The sequence below is a fragment of the Faecalicoccus sp. LCP19S3_E2 genome (assembly GCF_052121255.1).
Lineage (GTDB): Bacteria > Bacillota_I > Bacilli_A > Erysipelotrichales > Erysipelotrichaceae > Faecalicoccus.
Genome location: NZ_JBQKEP010000025.1, coordinates 1 through 15,192, shown reverse-complemented (window position 1 = coordinate 15,192; position 15,192 = coordinate 1). Strand labels below are relative to the sequence as shown.

The 15,192-nt window shown below is 36.8% G+C and carries 15 protein-coding genes; 6 read left to right on the top strand and 9 right to left on the bottom strand.

All coding sequences use genetic code 11. The annotated features are described in order from the left end of the window. Positions 1–350: 350 nt before the first annotated feature. The 3 genes from ACTQX6_RS12295 to ACTQX6_RS12285 all read right to left on the bottom strand — a co-directional run bounded on the left by ACTQX6_RS12295 (position 351) and on the right by ACTQX6_RS12285 (position 4,026). Entirely contained in the window at positions 351–1,562 is a 1,212-nt protein-coding gene (locus tag ACTQX6_RS12295; RefSeq protein WP_272003924.1) for an IS4 family transposase, read from the bottom strand. 225 nt (positions 1,563–1,787) lie between these two features. Continuing rightward, positions 1,788–3,335, bottom strand: a complete 1,548-nt coding sequence (gene guaA / locus ACTQX6_RS12290) for a glutamine-hydrolyzing GMP synthase (protein ID WP_272003926.1) — start codon at positions 3,333–3,335, stop codon at positions 1,788–1,790. 28 nt (positions 3,336–3,363) lie between these two features. Continuing rightward, the gene (locus tag ACTQX6_RS12285; protein ID WP_294688818.1) at positions 3,364–4,026 is read right to left on the bottom strand and encodes an HAD family hydrolase; all 663 of its coding nucleotides are present in this window, start codon (positions 4,024–4,026) and stop codon (positions 3,364–3,366) included. A gap of 54 nt (positions 4,027–4,080) precedes the next feature. Between ACTQX6_RS12285 and ACTQX6_RS12280 the strand changes: the two genes are divergently transcribed. Continuing rightward, a complete protein-coding gene (locus ACTQX6_RS12280) occupies positions 4,081–4,989 on the top strand; it encodes a carbohydrate kinase family protein (protein WP_294688816.1) in 909 nt (302 codons plus the stop codon). Positions 4,990–5,091: 102 nt separating this feature from the next. On the opposite strand, the gene ACTQX6_RS12275 is transcribed toward ACTQX6_RS12280, so the two are convergent. Next, on the bottom strand, positions 5,092–5,271 hold the full coding sequence (locus tag ACTQX6_RS12275; RefSeq protein WP_271998236.1) for a hypothetical protein: 180 nt from the start codon (positions 5,269–5,271) through the stop codon (positions 5,092–5,094). A 128-nt stretch (positions 5,272–5,399) separates the two neighbouring features. Between ACTQX6_RS12275 and ACTQX6_RS12270 the strand changes: the two genes are divergently transcribed. From ACTQX6_RS12270 to ACTQX6_RS12255, 4 genes are all read left to right on the top strand, one after another. Next, positions 5,400–8,171: a TOTE conflict system archaeo-eukaryotic primase domain-containing protein gene (locus tag ACTQX6_RS12270; RefSeq protein ID WP_441657545.1), complete on the top strand. Its 2,772-nt coding sequence runs from the start codon at positions 5,400–5,402 to the stop codon at positions 8,169–8,171. Between the two features lie 77 nt (positions 8,172–8,248). Further along, positions 8,249–9,505, top strand: coding sequence for a methionine gamma-lyase family protein (locus ACTQX6_RS12265; protein ID WP_205140939.1), 1,257 nt, complete (start codon positions 8,249–8,251; stop codon positions 9,503–9,505). A gap of 223 nt (positions 9,506–9,728) precedes the next feature. Further along, complete coding sequence (locus ACTQX6_RS12260; RefSeq protein ID WP_294687307.1) at positions 9,729–10,007, top strand: hypothetical protein; 279 nt, start codon at positions 9,729–9,731, stop codon at positions 10,005–10,007. An 8-nt stretch (positions 10,008–10,015) separates the two neighbouring features. Then, complete coding sequence (locus tag ACTQX6_RS12255) at positions 10,016–10,852, top strand: histidinol-phosphatase HisJ family protein (protein ID WP_441657546.1); 837 nt, start codon at positions 10,016–10,018, stop codon at positions 10,850–10,852. Between the two features lie 62 nt (positions 10,853–10,914). Here the strand turns inward: ACTQX6_RS12255 and ACTQX6_RS12250 are convergent, their stop codons facing one another. Genes ACTQX6_RS12250 through ACTQX6_RS12235 form a run of 4 tightly spaced genes read right to left on the bottom strand, consistent with a single transcriptional unit; the run spans position 10,915 to position 13,710 of the window. Then, positions 10,915–11,598 carry a carboxymuconolactone decarboxylase family protein gene (locus ACTQX6_RS12250; RefSeq protein ID WP_294687303.1) on the bottom strand — a complete coding sequence of 228 codons (684 nt, stop codon included), beginning with the start codon at positions 11,596–11,598 and terminating at the stop codon, positions 10,915–10,917. 13 nt (positions 11,599–11,611) lie between these two features. Further along, positions 11,612–12,649, bottom strand: a complete 1,038-nt coding sequence (locus ACTQX6_RS12245) for an aldo/keto reductase (RefSeq protein WP_294687300.1) — start codon at positions 12,647–12,649, stop codon at positions 11,612–11,614. Between the two features lie 10 nt (positions 12,650–12,659). Beyond that, the gene (locus ACTQX6_RS12240) at positions 12,660–13,496 is read right to left on the bottom strand and encodes a DUF3737 family protein (RefSeq protein ID WP_294687298.1); all 837 of its coding nucleotides are present in this window, start codon (positions 13,494–13,496) and stop codon (positions 12,660–12,662) included. A 1-nt stretch (position 13,497) separates the two neighbouring features. Then, positions 13,498–13,710: a hypothetical protein gene (locus tag ACTQX6_RS12235; RefSeq protein ID WP_294687295.1), complete on the bottom strand. Its 213-nt coding sequence runs from the start codon at positions 13,708–13,710 to the stop codon at positions 13,498–13,500. Positions 13,711–13,823: 113 nt separating this feature from the next. On the opposite strand from ACTQX6_RS12235, the gene ACTQX6_RS12230 reads away from it, so the two are divergent. After that, positions 13,824–14,702, top strand: coding sequence for a LysR family transcriptional regulator (locus ACTQX6_RS12230; protein ID WP_294687292.1), 879 nt, complete (start codon positions 13,824–13,826; stop codon positions 14,700–14,702). 273 nt (positions 14,703–14,975) lie between these two features. On the opposite strand, the gene ACTQX6_RS12225 is transcribed toward ACTQX6_RS12230, so the two are convergent. Further along, the coding region (locus ACTQX6_RS12225) for a transketolase C-terminal domain-containing protein (protein ID WP_441657547.1) at positions 14,976–15,192 on the bottom strand (217 nt) is incomplete at its 5' end.

Here is a 15,192-nt window from a genome sequence, read left to right as displayed (position 1 = left end):
GGTTCAAGAATGTTTCGTTGATCATAGGGAATCTCCTTTATATATCAAAGAATATCCCTGAATCTGACGCTATTCATGTTGAATCATCAACTTTTTAGTTGAATTTAGCGAAAAAAAAGAGGGTCAGTATCAATGTCATTAAGTTAAGACAACTATAACTATCTAGGCAATCAATTCTAGATAGTTTTTTACTAATAAGGCATGACAAAAAATGTAGTATTGCTACTACATTTTTTAAGTTATATAATATGTCTGTTAGTCATATCGATAGTTGAACGATACTGGTGATTTGGACTTCACCTTCCGTTTGTTTTGACGGTTCAGACGGATAGGTAATATTTCTTTGGCTATCATTGACTCAATATCGGGTGGGATTTTCCCACTCTTTTTTTTAGAAATTTACGGATAATATGATAGGCTCTTACATAATTTAACTGATATTCATATTTTCTGTTCTTTTCCTGAATTTTTATATCTTTCGTGATTCTTCTGCAGAAGTTATATAGTAATAGCTTAGAATATATTTCCTGTTGGATCAGGTTTCTTTTCATTGAATGCAGTGTGTTCAAGTCCAAACCATATTTGATTTCACGATAGGAGGTTTCTATCCCCCAACGCATATGATAAAGTTCTTTGATTTCTTCTAATGAAAATTCGTTCTCATCCAGATTCGTGACGATACTTTCATATGTATCATCGCTGATTTTGAATCGTACGACTCGAAAGCCAAATTCAAAAAAATGTCCTTCTTCAAAATGTTCAAACCTCTGATTTTTAGGTATAAACTTATAGATTTCAGGGTGTGCTTTGATTTCATTGGTTTGTCTTGTTGTTAATATACGTTTGACATGAACATCAAATTCTTTATCTTCAAAAGGGCCGAAACTACGTAATACACTAGTTTTTGAATAAATATCTTTGACTCGAATCAAAAACTTCTGGTTAGCTTTCTGTACTTTCACAAAAGAATTGATTGATTCATATCCTCTATCGGCGATAAATATTGCTTTTGGACCTTTGTATCGATCGATGATTGAATTAAATGCACCGTTTTCATCCATTTTCGCCTGTCCTTGAAGAACGACATCGTCATATGTATGTTCTAAAAGGTCATAGCTGATATTGATATGATAAGCAGAAAAGGGAATATTCGAATTGTTTGCTTTCTTAATTGTTGTTTCTTCATCCTGTAGGATATTGCTGATTGGTAATACAGAACCATCGACAGCTAATAAACGATATCCCTTGTGAAGAATCGTCTTATGAGTTCTAGAATTGAACATATCAAAAAGTGTATGAAATGCATCGGGTCGGATCTTATCACGAGCTTGGATAAAAGAAGAAGCAGAAGGGGTATCCAGAGAATAACCAAATCTTTTGAATAATTCATCCTTTAGAGAACCGGATTCGAGTAAAATAACATTCATCAAAGTATCCCCAAAAAGATGTTTTCTTTTTCGAGTAAAGTCTTTTTCCGGATTAACGACAAACAAAGAAGAAGATGTATCCATGGCTTTGATACAGAATTTTAATTGTTTTTTGATTGAGTTAAATATGTTCATAAGTACCTCCAAAATCGTATACCTATAAACAATTGGCCTATTATTCATGTTTTATGAATAATAGGCCGCATTCTCTTCAATGTTTGTCAATATATTTGTTTGATTTTTTGATAAAAAATGACAAAAAATGGCCTAAAATCAAGATGCCTGTTTTCAAAATGTTTTCACGGGCCCAAAAGGGAACGAAAAAAGCCCTAAAACAAAGGGCTTCTCGATGATTTTGTACTACTCGAACTCTATCGTCCCCGGTGGCTTGCTCGTCAAATCATACATGACACGATTGACTCCGCGCACCTCATTGATAATTCTGGACATCACCTTATTTAATACCTCATAAGGTATCTCCGCCGACTCGGCTGTCATAAAGTCAATTGTGTTGACAGCACGTAAGGCAATGGCATAATCATATGTTCTTTCATCGCCCATGACACCGACAGAGCGCATATTGGTCAGTGCCGCAAAATACTGTCCTATGCTTCTGTCCAATCCAGCCTTGGCAATCTCTTCGCGATAAATCGCATCAGCATCCTGCACGATACGCACCTTATCAGCCGTGACTTCACCAATGATACGAATACCTAAACCTGGACCTGGGAAAGGTTGACGGAATACCAAGTTTTCCGGAATGCCCAATTCCAAGCCGGCTTTACGTACTTCATCTTTAAACAAATCACGTAAAGGCTCTATAATTTCTTTGAAATCGACATGATCCGGTAAACCACCGACATTGTGATGCGATTTAATGACAGCACTTTCGCCACCTAAACCGCTTTCCACAACATCCGGATAAATCGTTCCCTGTACCAAAAAATCCACGGTTCCGATTTTCTTGGCTTCCTCTTCAAAGACACGAATAAATTCTTCACCGATGATTTTACGTTTTGCTTCCGGTTCTGTTACTCCTTTTAACTTATTGTAATAACGCTCCTGGGCATTGACACGAATAAAGTTTAGCTCATAAGGGCCTTCCGGTCCAAATACCGCTTCGACTTCATCGCCTTCATTTTTTCTAAGCAATCCATGATCCACAAAGACACAAGTCAGCTGATTACCGATGGCTTTGGATAATAAAACCGCTGCCACCGATGAATCCACACCGCCGCTCAGCGCACAAAGAACTTTTCCATCGCCCACCTTTTCACGAATAGCCTTGATCTGATCTTCAACAAAGGAATCCATACGCCAGTCACCGGCACAACCACAGATACTACGCACAAAGTTATACAACATCTTTGTTCCTTCCTGCGTATGTAGTACTTCCGGATGGAACTGGATCGCATATAGATTTTCTGCCACATTTTCTGCCGATGCACATGGGCAGTTTTCCGTATGACTGGTAATTTCAAAGCCCGGAGCCACTTTAGAAATATAGTCAAAATGCGACATCCAACAAATTGTTTTCGGACTGACACCTTCAAAAATCTTTGAATCCGTTTTATCAACGATCACTTCTGTCTTTCCATATTCACGAGCATCTGCCTTTTCGACTTTTCCACCTAATACATGCATCATCAGCTGCGCACCATAACACAATCCCAATACAGGAATTCCCAATTCAAATAATTCTTTAGAATATGTTGGCGAATCCGCTTCATAACAGCTGTTAGGTCCACCAGTTAAGATGATCCCTTTTGGATTCATAGCCTTGATTTTTTCCAAATCTGTCTTATACGAGTAAATCTCACAATACACATTGCATTCACGTACACGGCGTGCAACCAACTGGTTATATTGTCCGCCGAAATCGAGAACGATCACGAGTTCTTTTTTCATCATTCTGTCTCCTCTTACCTCTAAGCCATTATACCATGGCTGGTTGATTTTCTAAATATGCTATAACGTCCTTTAAACTTTGACAAGTTGTTTGAATATACGGTTTCATTTCTTCATCCGGTACGATCTGATCCGGGACAAAAATCGAGTGCATATGGGCGCCGGCAGCGGCTATGATTCCATTTTTACTATCCTCCAGCACCAGACAGTTTTTCGGATCAACATTTAACCTTTTAGCCGTTTCCAAAAAGATATCCGGTGCCGGTTTAGATGGAATCCCTTCTTTAGAACTTGTTAAAACCTTGTAGGAAATTTTAAACCCTGCATGTTCTACCATTCTTCGAATATCTTCAGGAGCTGAACTGGACGCAATCGCATACGGTATCTTCTGCTGATCCAGATATGCGATCAATTCCTGTAATCCCGGCATATTGGCCGATCCTGGTTCTTTAAACATCGAAAAAAAGTATTCCATTCTATGTTTTTGACAGTATGCCATCGTCTCCGTGATCCCCGGATATTCCTGTTCAAAAATCTGTACTCTCCTTGAATCACAACCAATCATCGCTTCCACTACCGACTCCGGTGCCGGAATATGATTTTGATCCAACACTTCTCGAAATAATATTTTAAACATGGCTTCTGTATTAAACATCAGCCCATCCATATCAAATATAATAGCTTCTATCATTTCTCATTCCCCACTTACCGTCTTATTATATCGAATCTATGGTAAAATAAAACTATGAAAATTTTATGTATTGGCCAGATTGTCTATGATCTGACATTCTCTATGAATGAAACCATCATTGAAAATAGAAAATATGTCATGAAAGAACGCACAGAGTGTATTGGTGCTCCAGCTACAAATGCAGCAGCTTTATTGGCAAAATGGGGTTGTGATACTTCTTTGATTGCGCGTATAGGCGATGATTTTCTGGGAAAAGAAATTCTTGATCAGCTGCATAAATTAAACATTTCCATAGAAACGATATTGATAGATCCATCCGTTTCCACCAGCATCAGCTGCATACTGACCAACCCTGGAAATGGAAGTCGTACGATTTTTAACCATCCTTTGCGGGAATCGCACATAGAACCAAAATGGCCAAAAGAAGATCCCGATTTCATCCTTATTGATGGCCGGGAAACAGAGATCGCATTACAAGCTCTTAAAAAATATCCGAGCGCTACTTCTGTCATGGATGCCGGTTCTGTAAAACCATGGACCTCTACACTGGCCCCGCTTGTTGACTACTTTGTGTGCAGCGAAGATTTAAGTCGCACCTATACCGGTCAGGAAATTGATATTCAAGATATGAATAAATTATCTGCGATTTTTTCAAAACTGGCAGAGCTCAACAAAAAACATATCGTCATTACAATTGGTGGTCGTGGTGTACTTTATCAGGAGAATCAAAAAATCTATCATGTTCCTGCCTTTAAAACTAAAACCGTCGATTCTACCGGAGCCGGTGATATTTTTCATGGTGCTTTTGTCTATTTTCTAGGCCACAACTATCCTCTTGAAACCGTCATCAAATTAGCATCTTTAACCGCGTCGATCTCTACAGAAACAATGGGCGGTATGATTTCGATACCATCCTTAAAAGAAGTGATGCAACGAGCAAAAGAAATGAAGTCCATATTTTAAACTGTTTTTCCAAAGCACGAATATATTCATCATAGATTTTGTTTTCGAATGGTAAAAGTGGCAATTCTAACAGTGCAATGTTTTCTAAATTTAGAACATTTTCTATCCCTTCAATATCACAAAAATAGTATCGGATACATTTTCATATTCATCAATCAATACGTTTGCTTGTCGTTCAAAAGCATCTGCATAAAATATCTTTCCACTAGACACCAGGCGTTCTAAATCATCCTCTGTCCAATTTTGTTCATTTACAATTTTTTTATAATTAGCTTCCTTCAAACATTTAGCTTTTTTTTAGTTTTCATATTATAAAAACACTAGTTGTAAACATCTTTCACCCTTTGAAAAAGTATATAAACTGCTATAATTTGATTAATGTAAGACTATATTAACAATCAGGAGAGGCCATGAATTCAATTGAACAAACCATCCATGACTTGATGGAACAAAATGAAAAACTAAAACGTGAGAATCAGCTATTAAAAAGTGAACTTAAAAAGCGCGGGATCATCCTTTCACTTCCTGAACAAAAGTTAGATAAACAAGATAAAATTCACATATTTATGAATTACTTTAACGGTCGAAAAGATGTGTTCGAAAAAATATACTATAATCAAAAAACTCAAAAATTAGGATGGTCTATTGCATGTAATATAGAATTTAAACCGGGCTGTCGTAAAGGTAAAATCAAAAATCCCTGTACCAATTGTCCTGTAGCACAATATACTCATTTAGATGAAGACATCATAGAAGATCATTTTTTGGGCAGAAATAAAGGTATTGGAATCTTCCCTTTACTACAAGATGATACTTGTAATTTTTTAGTGTTTGATTTTGATGATGATTCATGGTTTGAAGATATGTACAGTGTGTATAAAGCAGCAATTCAGTTTGATTTATATCCTGTTATGGAAAGGTCAGCTTCCGGCAATGGTGGTCATCTCTGGTTCTTTTTTGCAGAACCTCTAAAAGCTTCTCTTGCCAGAAGATTCGGCGAATGGATTCTTCAGGAAACAATGAAAACGAATACACACCTTAAATATTCATCTTTTGACAGAATGTTTCCTAATCAAGATTATCTTCCTAAAGGAGGCTTTGGAAACCAGATCGCACTACCCTTACGATACGCTGCTTATAAAAAAGGAAATTCCACATTCATCAACGATCTTAAACAGCCCCTACAAAATCCCATTGAACACCTGTCTTCCCGAAAGAAATCAACAAGAGAAGAAATAGAAACATTGATTACAAACTATAAAGAACCTGACTATTTTTTTGATCAGGAACAGCTGCGTTTTAATTTGGACAGCACCAGTGAATACTCAAAAAATATAATCGGATTTGAATCATCCATAATTGCCATAGAAAAGAAAAACTTAAACTCCTTAACATACAATGCCCTAAAACGCGTGGCAAGTATGTATAACCCCAGATATTATGAACTCCAAAGACTCCATAAACCTATTTATTATGCAACCACACCCAGAGTATTATCATTCTATGAAGAAGACGATCAACACCTATATTTACCTCGAGGACTTAAAGATAGAATACAAGAAGTTTTACCAGATACAAAGATCGATTTAAAAGATAAACGCTGCTCTGGCATGTCTATTGACGTAGAATTTCTCGGCGAGCTACGAAAAGAGCAAGAAAATGCAATCAGCAAACTCATAAATCATGAAACAGGTGTTTTAAAAGCAGTCCCTGGCTTTGGAAAAACTGTAATTGGTATTTATTTAATCAGTTATTTTAAAGTAAACACTTTGATTATCGTTCCCTCTAAACAAATCCAAGATCAATGGTTAGAACGATTCCAACAGTTTTTAAAATTTCCTAATGCAGAAAAGAAAAAAGATCGATTCATCTGTACATACAACGGAACACAGAAACGATTAAATCATAATATAGACATTGCCACTGCAGCTTCTTTGGCCAATGCAGAAAATCTAACAGAATTACTAAGTGGATATGGCATGGTAATCATTGATGAATGCCATCATGCCGCAAGCAATACTTTTACACACATTTTAAGGCATGTCTTATCTAAGAGAATATATGGATTATCCGCAACCCCAAAACGAAAAGACGGACTTGAAAAAATAATCTATATGTTCTGCGGGAAGCTTCGTTATGGTAGTGTTATTAATCAAGGCAAACAACATCATGAATTTATGCAGCTTTTGATTCCAAGAATGACGAATTCAATCGTACTCAAAGAAAATACATCATATACCGAAATTTGCAAAGAATTGATTCATGATACAGCGCGTAACTATTTAATTCTTAAAGATATACTTTCTGAATATAAGCAGCAAGGAAAAATAATTGTGTTATCCGAAAGAAAAGAACACCTGTATATACTAAAAGAAATGCTAGAAAAAGCTGCGGAGAATGTATTTTTACTTACTGGAAACACTAAAAAAGCAGATAGGAACAATACCTTTCAAAAGATAAACTCGTTTTCGTCCAATCAACCATTTATATTATTGGCAACCAGTAAACTTTTAGGCGAAGGTTTTGATCTACCATCATTAAAAACTTTGTTTTTATTATTACCTATATCAGACGAAAATAGAATCACACAATATACGGGTCGAATTCATCGACCAGATAAAGGAAAAAGCATAGTCAAAGTCTATGATTATGTAGATACACAAATTGCTATGATGCAGTCTATGTTTTATAAACGCTTAAAACAATACCAAAGAGAAGGTTATCATGTACAAGAACGAGATTCCAACCCTTTAGTCAATCAAATACTTTTTGAAAATAATGCGTTTGAAAATATTCTTAAGGCCGACATACAAAACGCAAAAAAGGAAATTGTCATATTCTCTACTCACATTAAATTAACAAAGATCAAAAATTTATATGATGAATTAAAGAATAAATTTACTCAAGGCATTTATATTTTGTTCATATTATCTGACAACACAAAAGAAAACAAAGAAGAACTACATTATTTAAAAGGATTAGGTGCTCAATATCGATTTATGAAACATTACAAGCATTTCATTATTATTGATAGATCTATCGTATGGCATCTTAACTATGACTGGTTTGGCTATACAAAACCAGAACAATATGCAATTCGAATGAACAATGCTCATCTCATACAAGAGATTTTAACAGGTTATATAAACGAAGATAAAACAGATGAGCTCAAACTATTTTAAACAATGCATAAAAACATCCATTCTCAATATCCAACAATCCTGTATAATAAAGGTTGCGTGAATTTTGGGAGGTTATTATGATACTAGAACAAATTGATAAGGATTTATTGGCAATGGCAAAAGAATCCGATTCCGTTTTAAAAGATATTTATGAAAATATCGATGATATTTGTTTACACAATTCTAATCGAATCTTATCCGCTTTTATTGAGAATCAAGTTTCTTATTCCGATTTTGCAGATATCAATGGCTATGGGAACTATGATGAAGGGCGTGACAAAATCGAGAGAATTTTTGCTTCGGTATTAGGTTGCGAAGATGCCCTGGTGCGTCCACAAATCATGAGCGGAACCAACGCACTGTATTTAACATTATCTGCTCTTTTAAAACATGGAGATACCATGATTTCTATTTCCGGTGATCCCTACGATTCGTTGCAGGAGATGATCGGATTATATGGAAATTCCTCACAGTCTTTAAAAGCATATGGTGTAAAGTATGAACAAATTGATCTGGTAAATGATGATTTTGATGATGCAACCATTCTGGAACGTTTAAAAGAAAACAATGTACGATTGGTGGAGATACAGCGATCGAGAGGATACTCACATCGACTTTCTTTAAGCATCGCCAAGATCGAAAGAATCATCAAAAAGATTCGAGAAGTTAATAAAGATGTCATCATTATGGTTGATAATTGCTACGGCGAACTGGTAGAAAAAAGAGAACCTGGACATGTGGGGGCCGATGTTGTTGTAGGCTCATTAATGAAGAATCTTGGTGGAGGTATTGCCACGACCGGTGGATATATCGCAGGAAAAAAAGAATGGATCCATGAAGTCGCCGAAAGATTGACAGCTCCTGGCATTGGTAAAAGCTTAGGTGCTAATTTTAATTTGAACAGTTCTTTCTTGAAAGGGATCTTCATGGCACCCAATGCAGTAAAAAGCGCATTGAAAACTGCCGTTTTTGCAGCTTATATGTTAGAAAAATTAGGCTATAAAAATGTGTCTCCGGCTTATGATGAAAAACGAACGGATATCATACAAACCTTAGAACTTGGCTCTGAAGAAAATCTGGTCAACTTTACCCAAGGTATTCAATCCACCAGTCCTATTGATTCCTTTGTACGTGTTCTTCCGGCTCCAATGCCCGGCTATCCATTTGATGAAGTCATGGCAGCCGGAAGCTTTACACAGGGCAGTACAATAGAACTGAGCGCCGATGCACCCATGGTAGAACCTTATACATCCTATATACAAGGTGGACTGACCTTTGAATACGGAAAATTGTCTATTTTATTAGCATTAACTAATATGAAAAACAAACAGTAGTCTTTCTAAAACCAGACTTCCTGATAAACATAATGGAATAACTTCTTAAGTAAAGAGGTCCTGCTGGACCTCTTTATTCTTTATTTTTCTTTGTTTAAAAATTATTTTTCCATTAATATTTTTGCTTATTAGATAAATTTTTTTTGTTTTATCCGAAATACAAAAGAAATATTGTCCTTTTTCGAAAATCCGACATAATAAAAGCGTAAGGAGGATAAAACATATGTTTGCAAGACACCTGGAAATCAATGAATTTTTAGATATAGTGATGGTAACTCCTAAAAAGATCTGGAAACAAGTCATTTGTTTAGATAACGGTATTGCCGGTATCGTATATGGATTTTTAGATCAGGGAACTTTCTACTATTTGGATCGGTTTTATCCATCCAAACAAAAAGAAGAAGAAATCCAAAATATGGATTTTTATGAACTGCACAAAGAACTTTATACAAAATTAAATCTAAAAGTTCATTTAGTTGCACAACAATTTCATTTAAACTAAGGAGATTTATGTTTGCGGATTATCATGTACATACTGCTTTTAGCGATGATTCCATCTACCCTATGGAAAAAGTCATTCAAGATGCCATAACCATGAAAATGGATGAAATTTGTTTTACAGAACATGTAGATTATGGCATTAAAGTAGATTGGGACAGTGGTCAAAAGATCATCTATCGCGGCAATGAACCTATGGCCAATGCCAATTATCCAGAATATATGAAAGCCATTCAAGCTATGAAAGAGAAGTATGGTCATCAAATCACGATCAAAACCGGTTTAGAATTTGGGATGCAGACACATACAATTTCTCGATTTCAGAAATTGTTTGATCGCTATGACTTTGATTTTATCATTCTTTCCATTCATCAGGTACATGACAAAGAATTCTGGAATCAGGAATTTCAAAAAGGTAAAACACAAAAAGAATACAACGAAGAATACTATAAAGAAATGTTGGAAGTTATTCGACAATACAAAAATTATAGTGTTTTAGGACATATGGATCTGATCAATCGCTACGATGCGCAGGGGATTTATCCTTTTGAGAAAATAAAGCCATTGATTCAAGCCATTTTAGAACAAGTTATTGCGGATGGAAAAGGTATTGAAATCAACACTTCTTCCAAACGATATGGCTTAAAAGATTCCACACCTTCCCATAAAATCTTAGAGTTATATAAAGATTTAAGGGGTACGATTCTTACGATTGGCTCGGATTCTCATAAACCGGAACATCTGGGAGCTTATATACAAGATGCAAAAAAGATGTTACAGGAAATGGGATTTAAGCAGTATTGTACATTTGATCATATGAAGCCTGTGTTTCATGATCTGGACCGGTGATTCCGGTCTTTTTTATTTGCACGCATAGAAAAAGGACCCCGTAAAGGATCCTTTGCTTATTTTTACTTTATAGCTTTATCCACCGCCGTCATTGCGTTCAGACTGCGCGGATAACCAATATAAGGTACACACTGTGCGATGACCTTACGAAGAAAATCGGCATCATTGCCTACATTCATATTCCCCTTGGCATGGGCAATCAACTGTGATTCACAGCCACCTTGCGCCATCAAAAAACAAAAGGTGATCATTTCTCTTTGTGCCAGATCCAGGCCGGTTCGTGTATAGTAATCGCCGAAACAATTATCAGCCAACCAATAATTGATCACACCGTTTTTCCAAGCTTCTCGCATTCCTTCCCCAAAAATATCAACTTGCGCCTGTACCCCTTTTTCCAGTCGAGCTTCCATGGTTGTTGTCGCCTGCCCGTATGAGGATAAAGGAATTTCCTTTTCCAAATGGACTTCATTGGTGATCCTTAAAAAATCCCACATGCGCCCCATTCCCATATAATCCTGAGCCTGATACACCATCTCTTTGACCATCACGGGATCCATGCCATCATCTAATGACTTTTCCAACATCAATCGATAAGCATCCTTACCCTGACATCCGATCAGCGATGCCAATATTGCCAAATAACGTGTTTTCACATCCAGCTTAACGCTCTCCTTTTGCACGACCTCTTCAAACGCAAATTGTTCAAAGCGTTCCATAAACTGCGAATCGGTTTGTTTATAATCCATATCCTGTCCTCCTTTACATCTTTTGGTCCCCTATCGACCAGACATGCTTATCATTCGATGTTTCTGCGGTATTCTGCGCCATAACGCCAACAAGCTTATGAGGAATATAAGGCTCTTCTAAATAAGCAATTTCTTCTGCACTCAGCTTTAAATCACAGGCATCAATAGCACCTTGTATATGCTTAGGTTTGGTCATTCCTACAATTGGTGTTGTCACTTTAGTCAATAGCCAGGCCAGAGAAACAGCGGTTATTGAAGTATGATGTTCATTGGCCAGAATCGCAACGCGATCTATGATTTTTTGATCATAAGCAGCCATTTCATCGTATTTTAAATGAGCATAGCTATCTTCCTGTAATCGCTTGGAGGTCTGTCCGGCATGCTTAGAAAGTCGTCCACCGGCTAAAGCACTGTAAGGTGTCAATGCGATATTTTCCTGGTTGCAATAGGGAATCATTTCTCTTTCTTCTTCCCTAAAAATCAAATTATAGTGACCTTGCACGGATATAAATTTCGCAAAACCTTCTTTTTCAGCTAGTGCATTCGCCTTAGCCAGCTGCCATGCGAAACAATTGGAAATACCGATATATCGTGTCTTTCCCTGCTGTACCATGTGATTTAAACCATCCATAATTTCATACAGCGGAGTACGATAATCCCACATATGATAAATGTACAGATCAACATGATCCATTCCCAGATTTTGTAAGCTTTGATTTAACATATTTTCAATATGTTGCTGTCCGGAGATCCCTTTTTCGATCTCTTCATCACTACGCGGAAGAAACTTTGTCGCAATAACAATATCATCTCGATGTGCCATATCTCGAATAGCTTTTCCTACATATTGTTCACTCGTTCCGCTTTGATAAGCAATCGCAGTATCAAAAAAATTAATACCTGCCGCTAAGCCTTGTTCAATAATGCTTCGTGTTTTAGTTTCATCTAAGGTCCATGTATGCTGCCCGCGTGTTGGATCCCCGAAGCCCATACATCCCATACAGATACGGGAAACATTTAAATCTGAATTCCCCAGTTTTATATATTCCATATACGCTCTCCTAAGATTGAATCAGGATCTTACCTTTGGACGCTGGATCATCCTGTATGATTTCTTTAACAGCCGGTACTTCAATTATGCCATCCAGTGGATTTTTTATACTTTCCACTTCATTGACGATCGTTGCGTTCACTTTCGATTTCTCAAAACATAGATCGGTATCGATCATCTCACAGTCAATCAGTTTCAATCCCTCACAATAACAAAGCGGCTGTGTTCCGATGATCTTACAGTTTTCTAAGACCAACCCCTTGGAATACCATGCCAGATATTCTCCTTTGATCACACTGTTTCTGACCCAGACATCTTCTGAATGCCAGAACGCATCCTTGGTATCAAATACACAGTTTTCAAAATAGGCATTCTTCATATATTGAAAAGAATACTTCCCTTTCAACTCCACATTCACAAATCGCAGATTTTGCGCTCTCATCATAAAATATTCACTAACTGCTTTAGTATCCTTCATCACGATATTTTTTGTCATCCAGCCAAATTCCGGCGATTGAATATCACAGTTTTCGATGATCACATCATCACATTCTCTCAGCGCCTTGATTCCATGCATTTGGCTATCTTTGATTACAATATGATCGGAATACCACAACGCCGCTCGACACTTCTCTGTCATTTGTGCATTGTGAATCTGTAAACTATGATCATGCCAGAAAGGATAACGAAGATTCAAAAAAGTATCTTCCACTTTGATATTTTCACATTCCTTAAAGGCACTTTCACCATCAGCAGGTCCATTAAACTGACAATGTTTTACTGTCAAATTCTTCTTTCCATATAAGGCTCGTTCTCCATCAAATCTTTGATTTTCTATAACCGTCATTTTATCCCTCTTTTTCTTTGACCTGATGGATCATATAATCGACAACATCCACTTTGTGCTGCGCCTTATGCAGCTTATCTATCAGCTTCTTTCTTTGTTGATGTAAAAGGCGAAGCTGATCTGTATCCTTGCAGCACACATATTCTTCAATCTTATCTTTTGTCATATCACAATCCTGAAGGCATTGTCGAAGCCTTGTCTCTTCCTTTTCCATACGATCCATCCTTTCGTATTTTCACTATAAATCCATTCTTTAAAAATCACAAACAGTCATTAATTATCGATTACAATCGTTTTAAAGAATGATAAAATAAATAGGGTGATACAATGATTGAAACAAGACTTTTACAATATTTTCTGGCTGTGGCACGAGAACAAAACATCACAAAAGCAGCTAAAACGCTATACATTACACAATCTACCTTATCAAAACAGATGATGGATCTGGAAAATCAACTGGGTAAGAAATTATTTGTTCGGGGAAAAAGAAAGATTACTTTGACGGAAGAAGGATTTTTCCTTAAAAATCGAGCACAGGAAATCATAGAGCTATTGGAAAATACAGAGACTGCTTTACAGGCTGAAGAAGAAACATTAAGTGGTGAAATTTGCATCGGATGTGGGGAAACCGTTGCGATGGATGCGATCGTCTCTTTGATCAAAGCGTTTCACGATCAATATCCGGATGTGCGCTTTCGTACATACAGTGAAAATGCCGATGGTGTTTTAGAAAAGATTGATAAAGGATTGGTGGATATGGGATTATTGCTGGGACCGATTCGTAGAGAACAATACGACTATATCAATATCCATAAAAAAGATGTCTATGGTTTATTAGTTCCAAAAGACTGCCTACTTGCTCAACAAGATGTTATACAGATCGATCAGCTGAAGGAACTTCCTTTGATCATGTCTGATCAGATCTATCAGGGACATCAGAATGTGGATTGGTTTGGTTCCGCTCCATTACATATCGTTGCCACTTATAACTTAATTTATAATGCCACCTTTATGGTAGAACAAGGTCTAGGATATGCTCTTTGTTTAGATAAGCTTGTAAACACGACTGGAAGAAATCTTGTCTTTAAAAGGATCGAACCTGAAATTTCAGTAGATTTATACATTGTTACAAAGAAATACAGAACATTTTCTCCTGCCACAAAAGTGTTCCTTCGACGAGTTAAAGACTATGCGAATCGTCCTTAACTTCTATCATTATCCAAAAATTTTTAACATTCATGGAAAAGACTTTGTGGAAATACAAACTTTTTAACTTCGATGTTAAAACATTTTGTTTGTCTTATATTTGTATGCGAGTTATAGAAGTTGATTTTTTAGATATCTATCCCCCCAAAAAGGAGCCAGACAGCAAAACACTGACTAGGCTCCCCGCTTGCTATAAAGACCGCCCATAAGTTAGCATTATCTTCCGAGCGATTCATCTTAATTTTAGTTAAAGTTGTTTTTCTTTTTTTGTACTTACTTCATAATTTCTTTGATCTTTTGGGCAATGCTTGAAGCATCCAAATGATAATGGGCTAATAAGTCTTTTGGTTTGCCACTTCGTCCAAAACTGTCCTGCATGCCCATCATGTACTGACGACATGCCAGTCCATACGGTGCCAGGGTTTCCGCTACCGCTCCGCCCAGGCCGCCGATCACATTGTGCTCTTCAATTGTTACAATCACATCGTGT

Bases quoted from the DNA above. Each gene is read 5' to 3' on its own strand.
- ACTQX6_RS12295 (WP_272003924.1), bottom strand. From the start codon at position 1,562: ATGAACATATTTAACTCAATCAAAAAACAATTAAAATTCTGTATCAAA.
- guaA (WP_272003926.1), bottom strand. From the start codon at position 3,335: ATGAAAAAAGAACTCGTGATCGTTCTCGATTTCGGCGGACAATATAAC.
- ACTQX6_RS12285 (WP_294688818.1), bottom strand. From the start codon at position 4,026: ATGATAGAAGCTATTATATTTGATATGGATGGGCTGATGTTTAATACA.
- ACTQX6_RS12280 (WP_294688816.1), top strand. From the start codon at position 4,081: ATGAAAATTTTATGTATTGGCCAGATTGTCTATGATCTGACATTCTCT.
- ACTQX6_RS12270 (WP_441657545.1), top strand. From the start codon at position 5,400: ATGAATTCAATTGAACAAACCATCCATGACTTGATGGAACAAAATGAA.
- ACTQX6_RS12265 (WP_205140939.1), top strand. From the start codon at position 8,249: ATGATACTAGAACAAATTGATAAGGATTTATTGGCAATGGCAAAAGAA.
- ACTQX6_RS12260 (WP_294687307.1), top strand. From the start codon at position 9,729: ATGTTTGCAAGACACCTGGAAATCAATGAATTTTTAGATATAGTGATG.
- ACTQX6_RS12255 (WP_441657546.1), top strand. From the start codon at position 10,016: ATGTTTGCGGATTATCATGTACATACTGCTTTTAGCGATGATTCCATC.
- ACTQX6_RS12250 (WP_294687303.1), bottom strand. From the start codon at position 11,598: ATGGATTATAAACAAACCGATTCGCAGTTTATGGAACGCTTTGAACAA.
- ACTQX6_RS12245 (WP_294687300.1), bottom strand. From the start codon at position 12,649: ATGGAATATATAAAACTGGGGAATTCAGATTTAAATGTTTCCCGTATC.
- ACTQX6_RS12240 (WP_294687298.1), bottom strand. From the start codon at position 13,496: ATGACGGTTATAGAAAATCAAAGATTTGATGGAGAACGAGCCTTATAT.
- ACTQX6_RS12235 (WP_294687295.1), bottom strand. From the start codon at position 13,710: ATGGAAAAGGAAGAGACAAGGCTTCGACAATGCCTTCAGGATTGTGAT.
- ACTQX6_RS12230 (WP_294687292.1), top strand. From the start codon at position 13,824: ATGATTGAAACAAGACTTTTACAATATTTTCTGGCTGTGGCACGAGAA.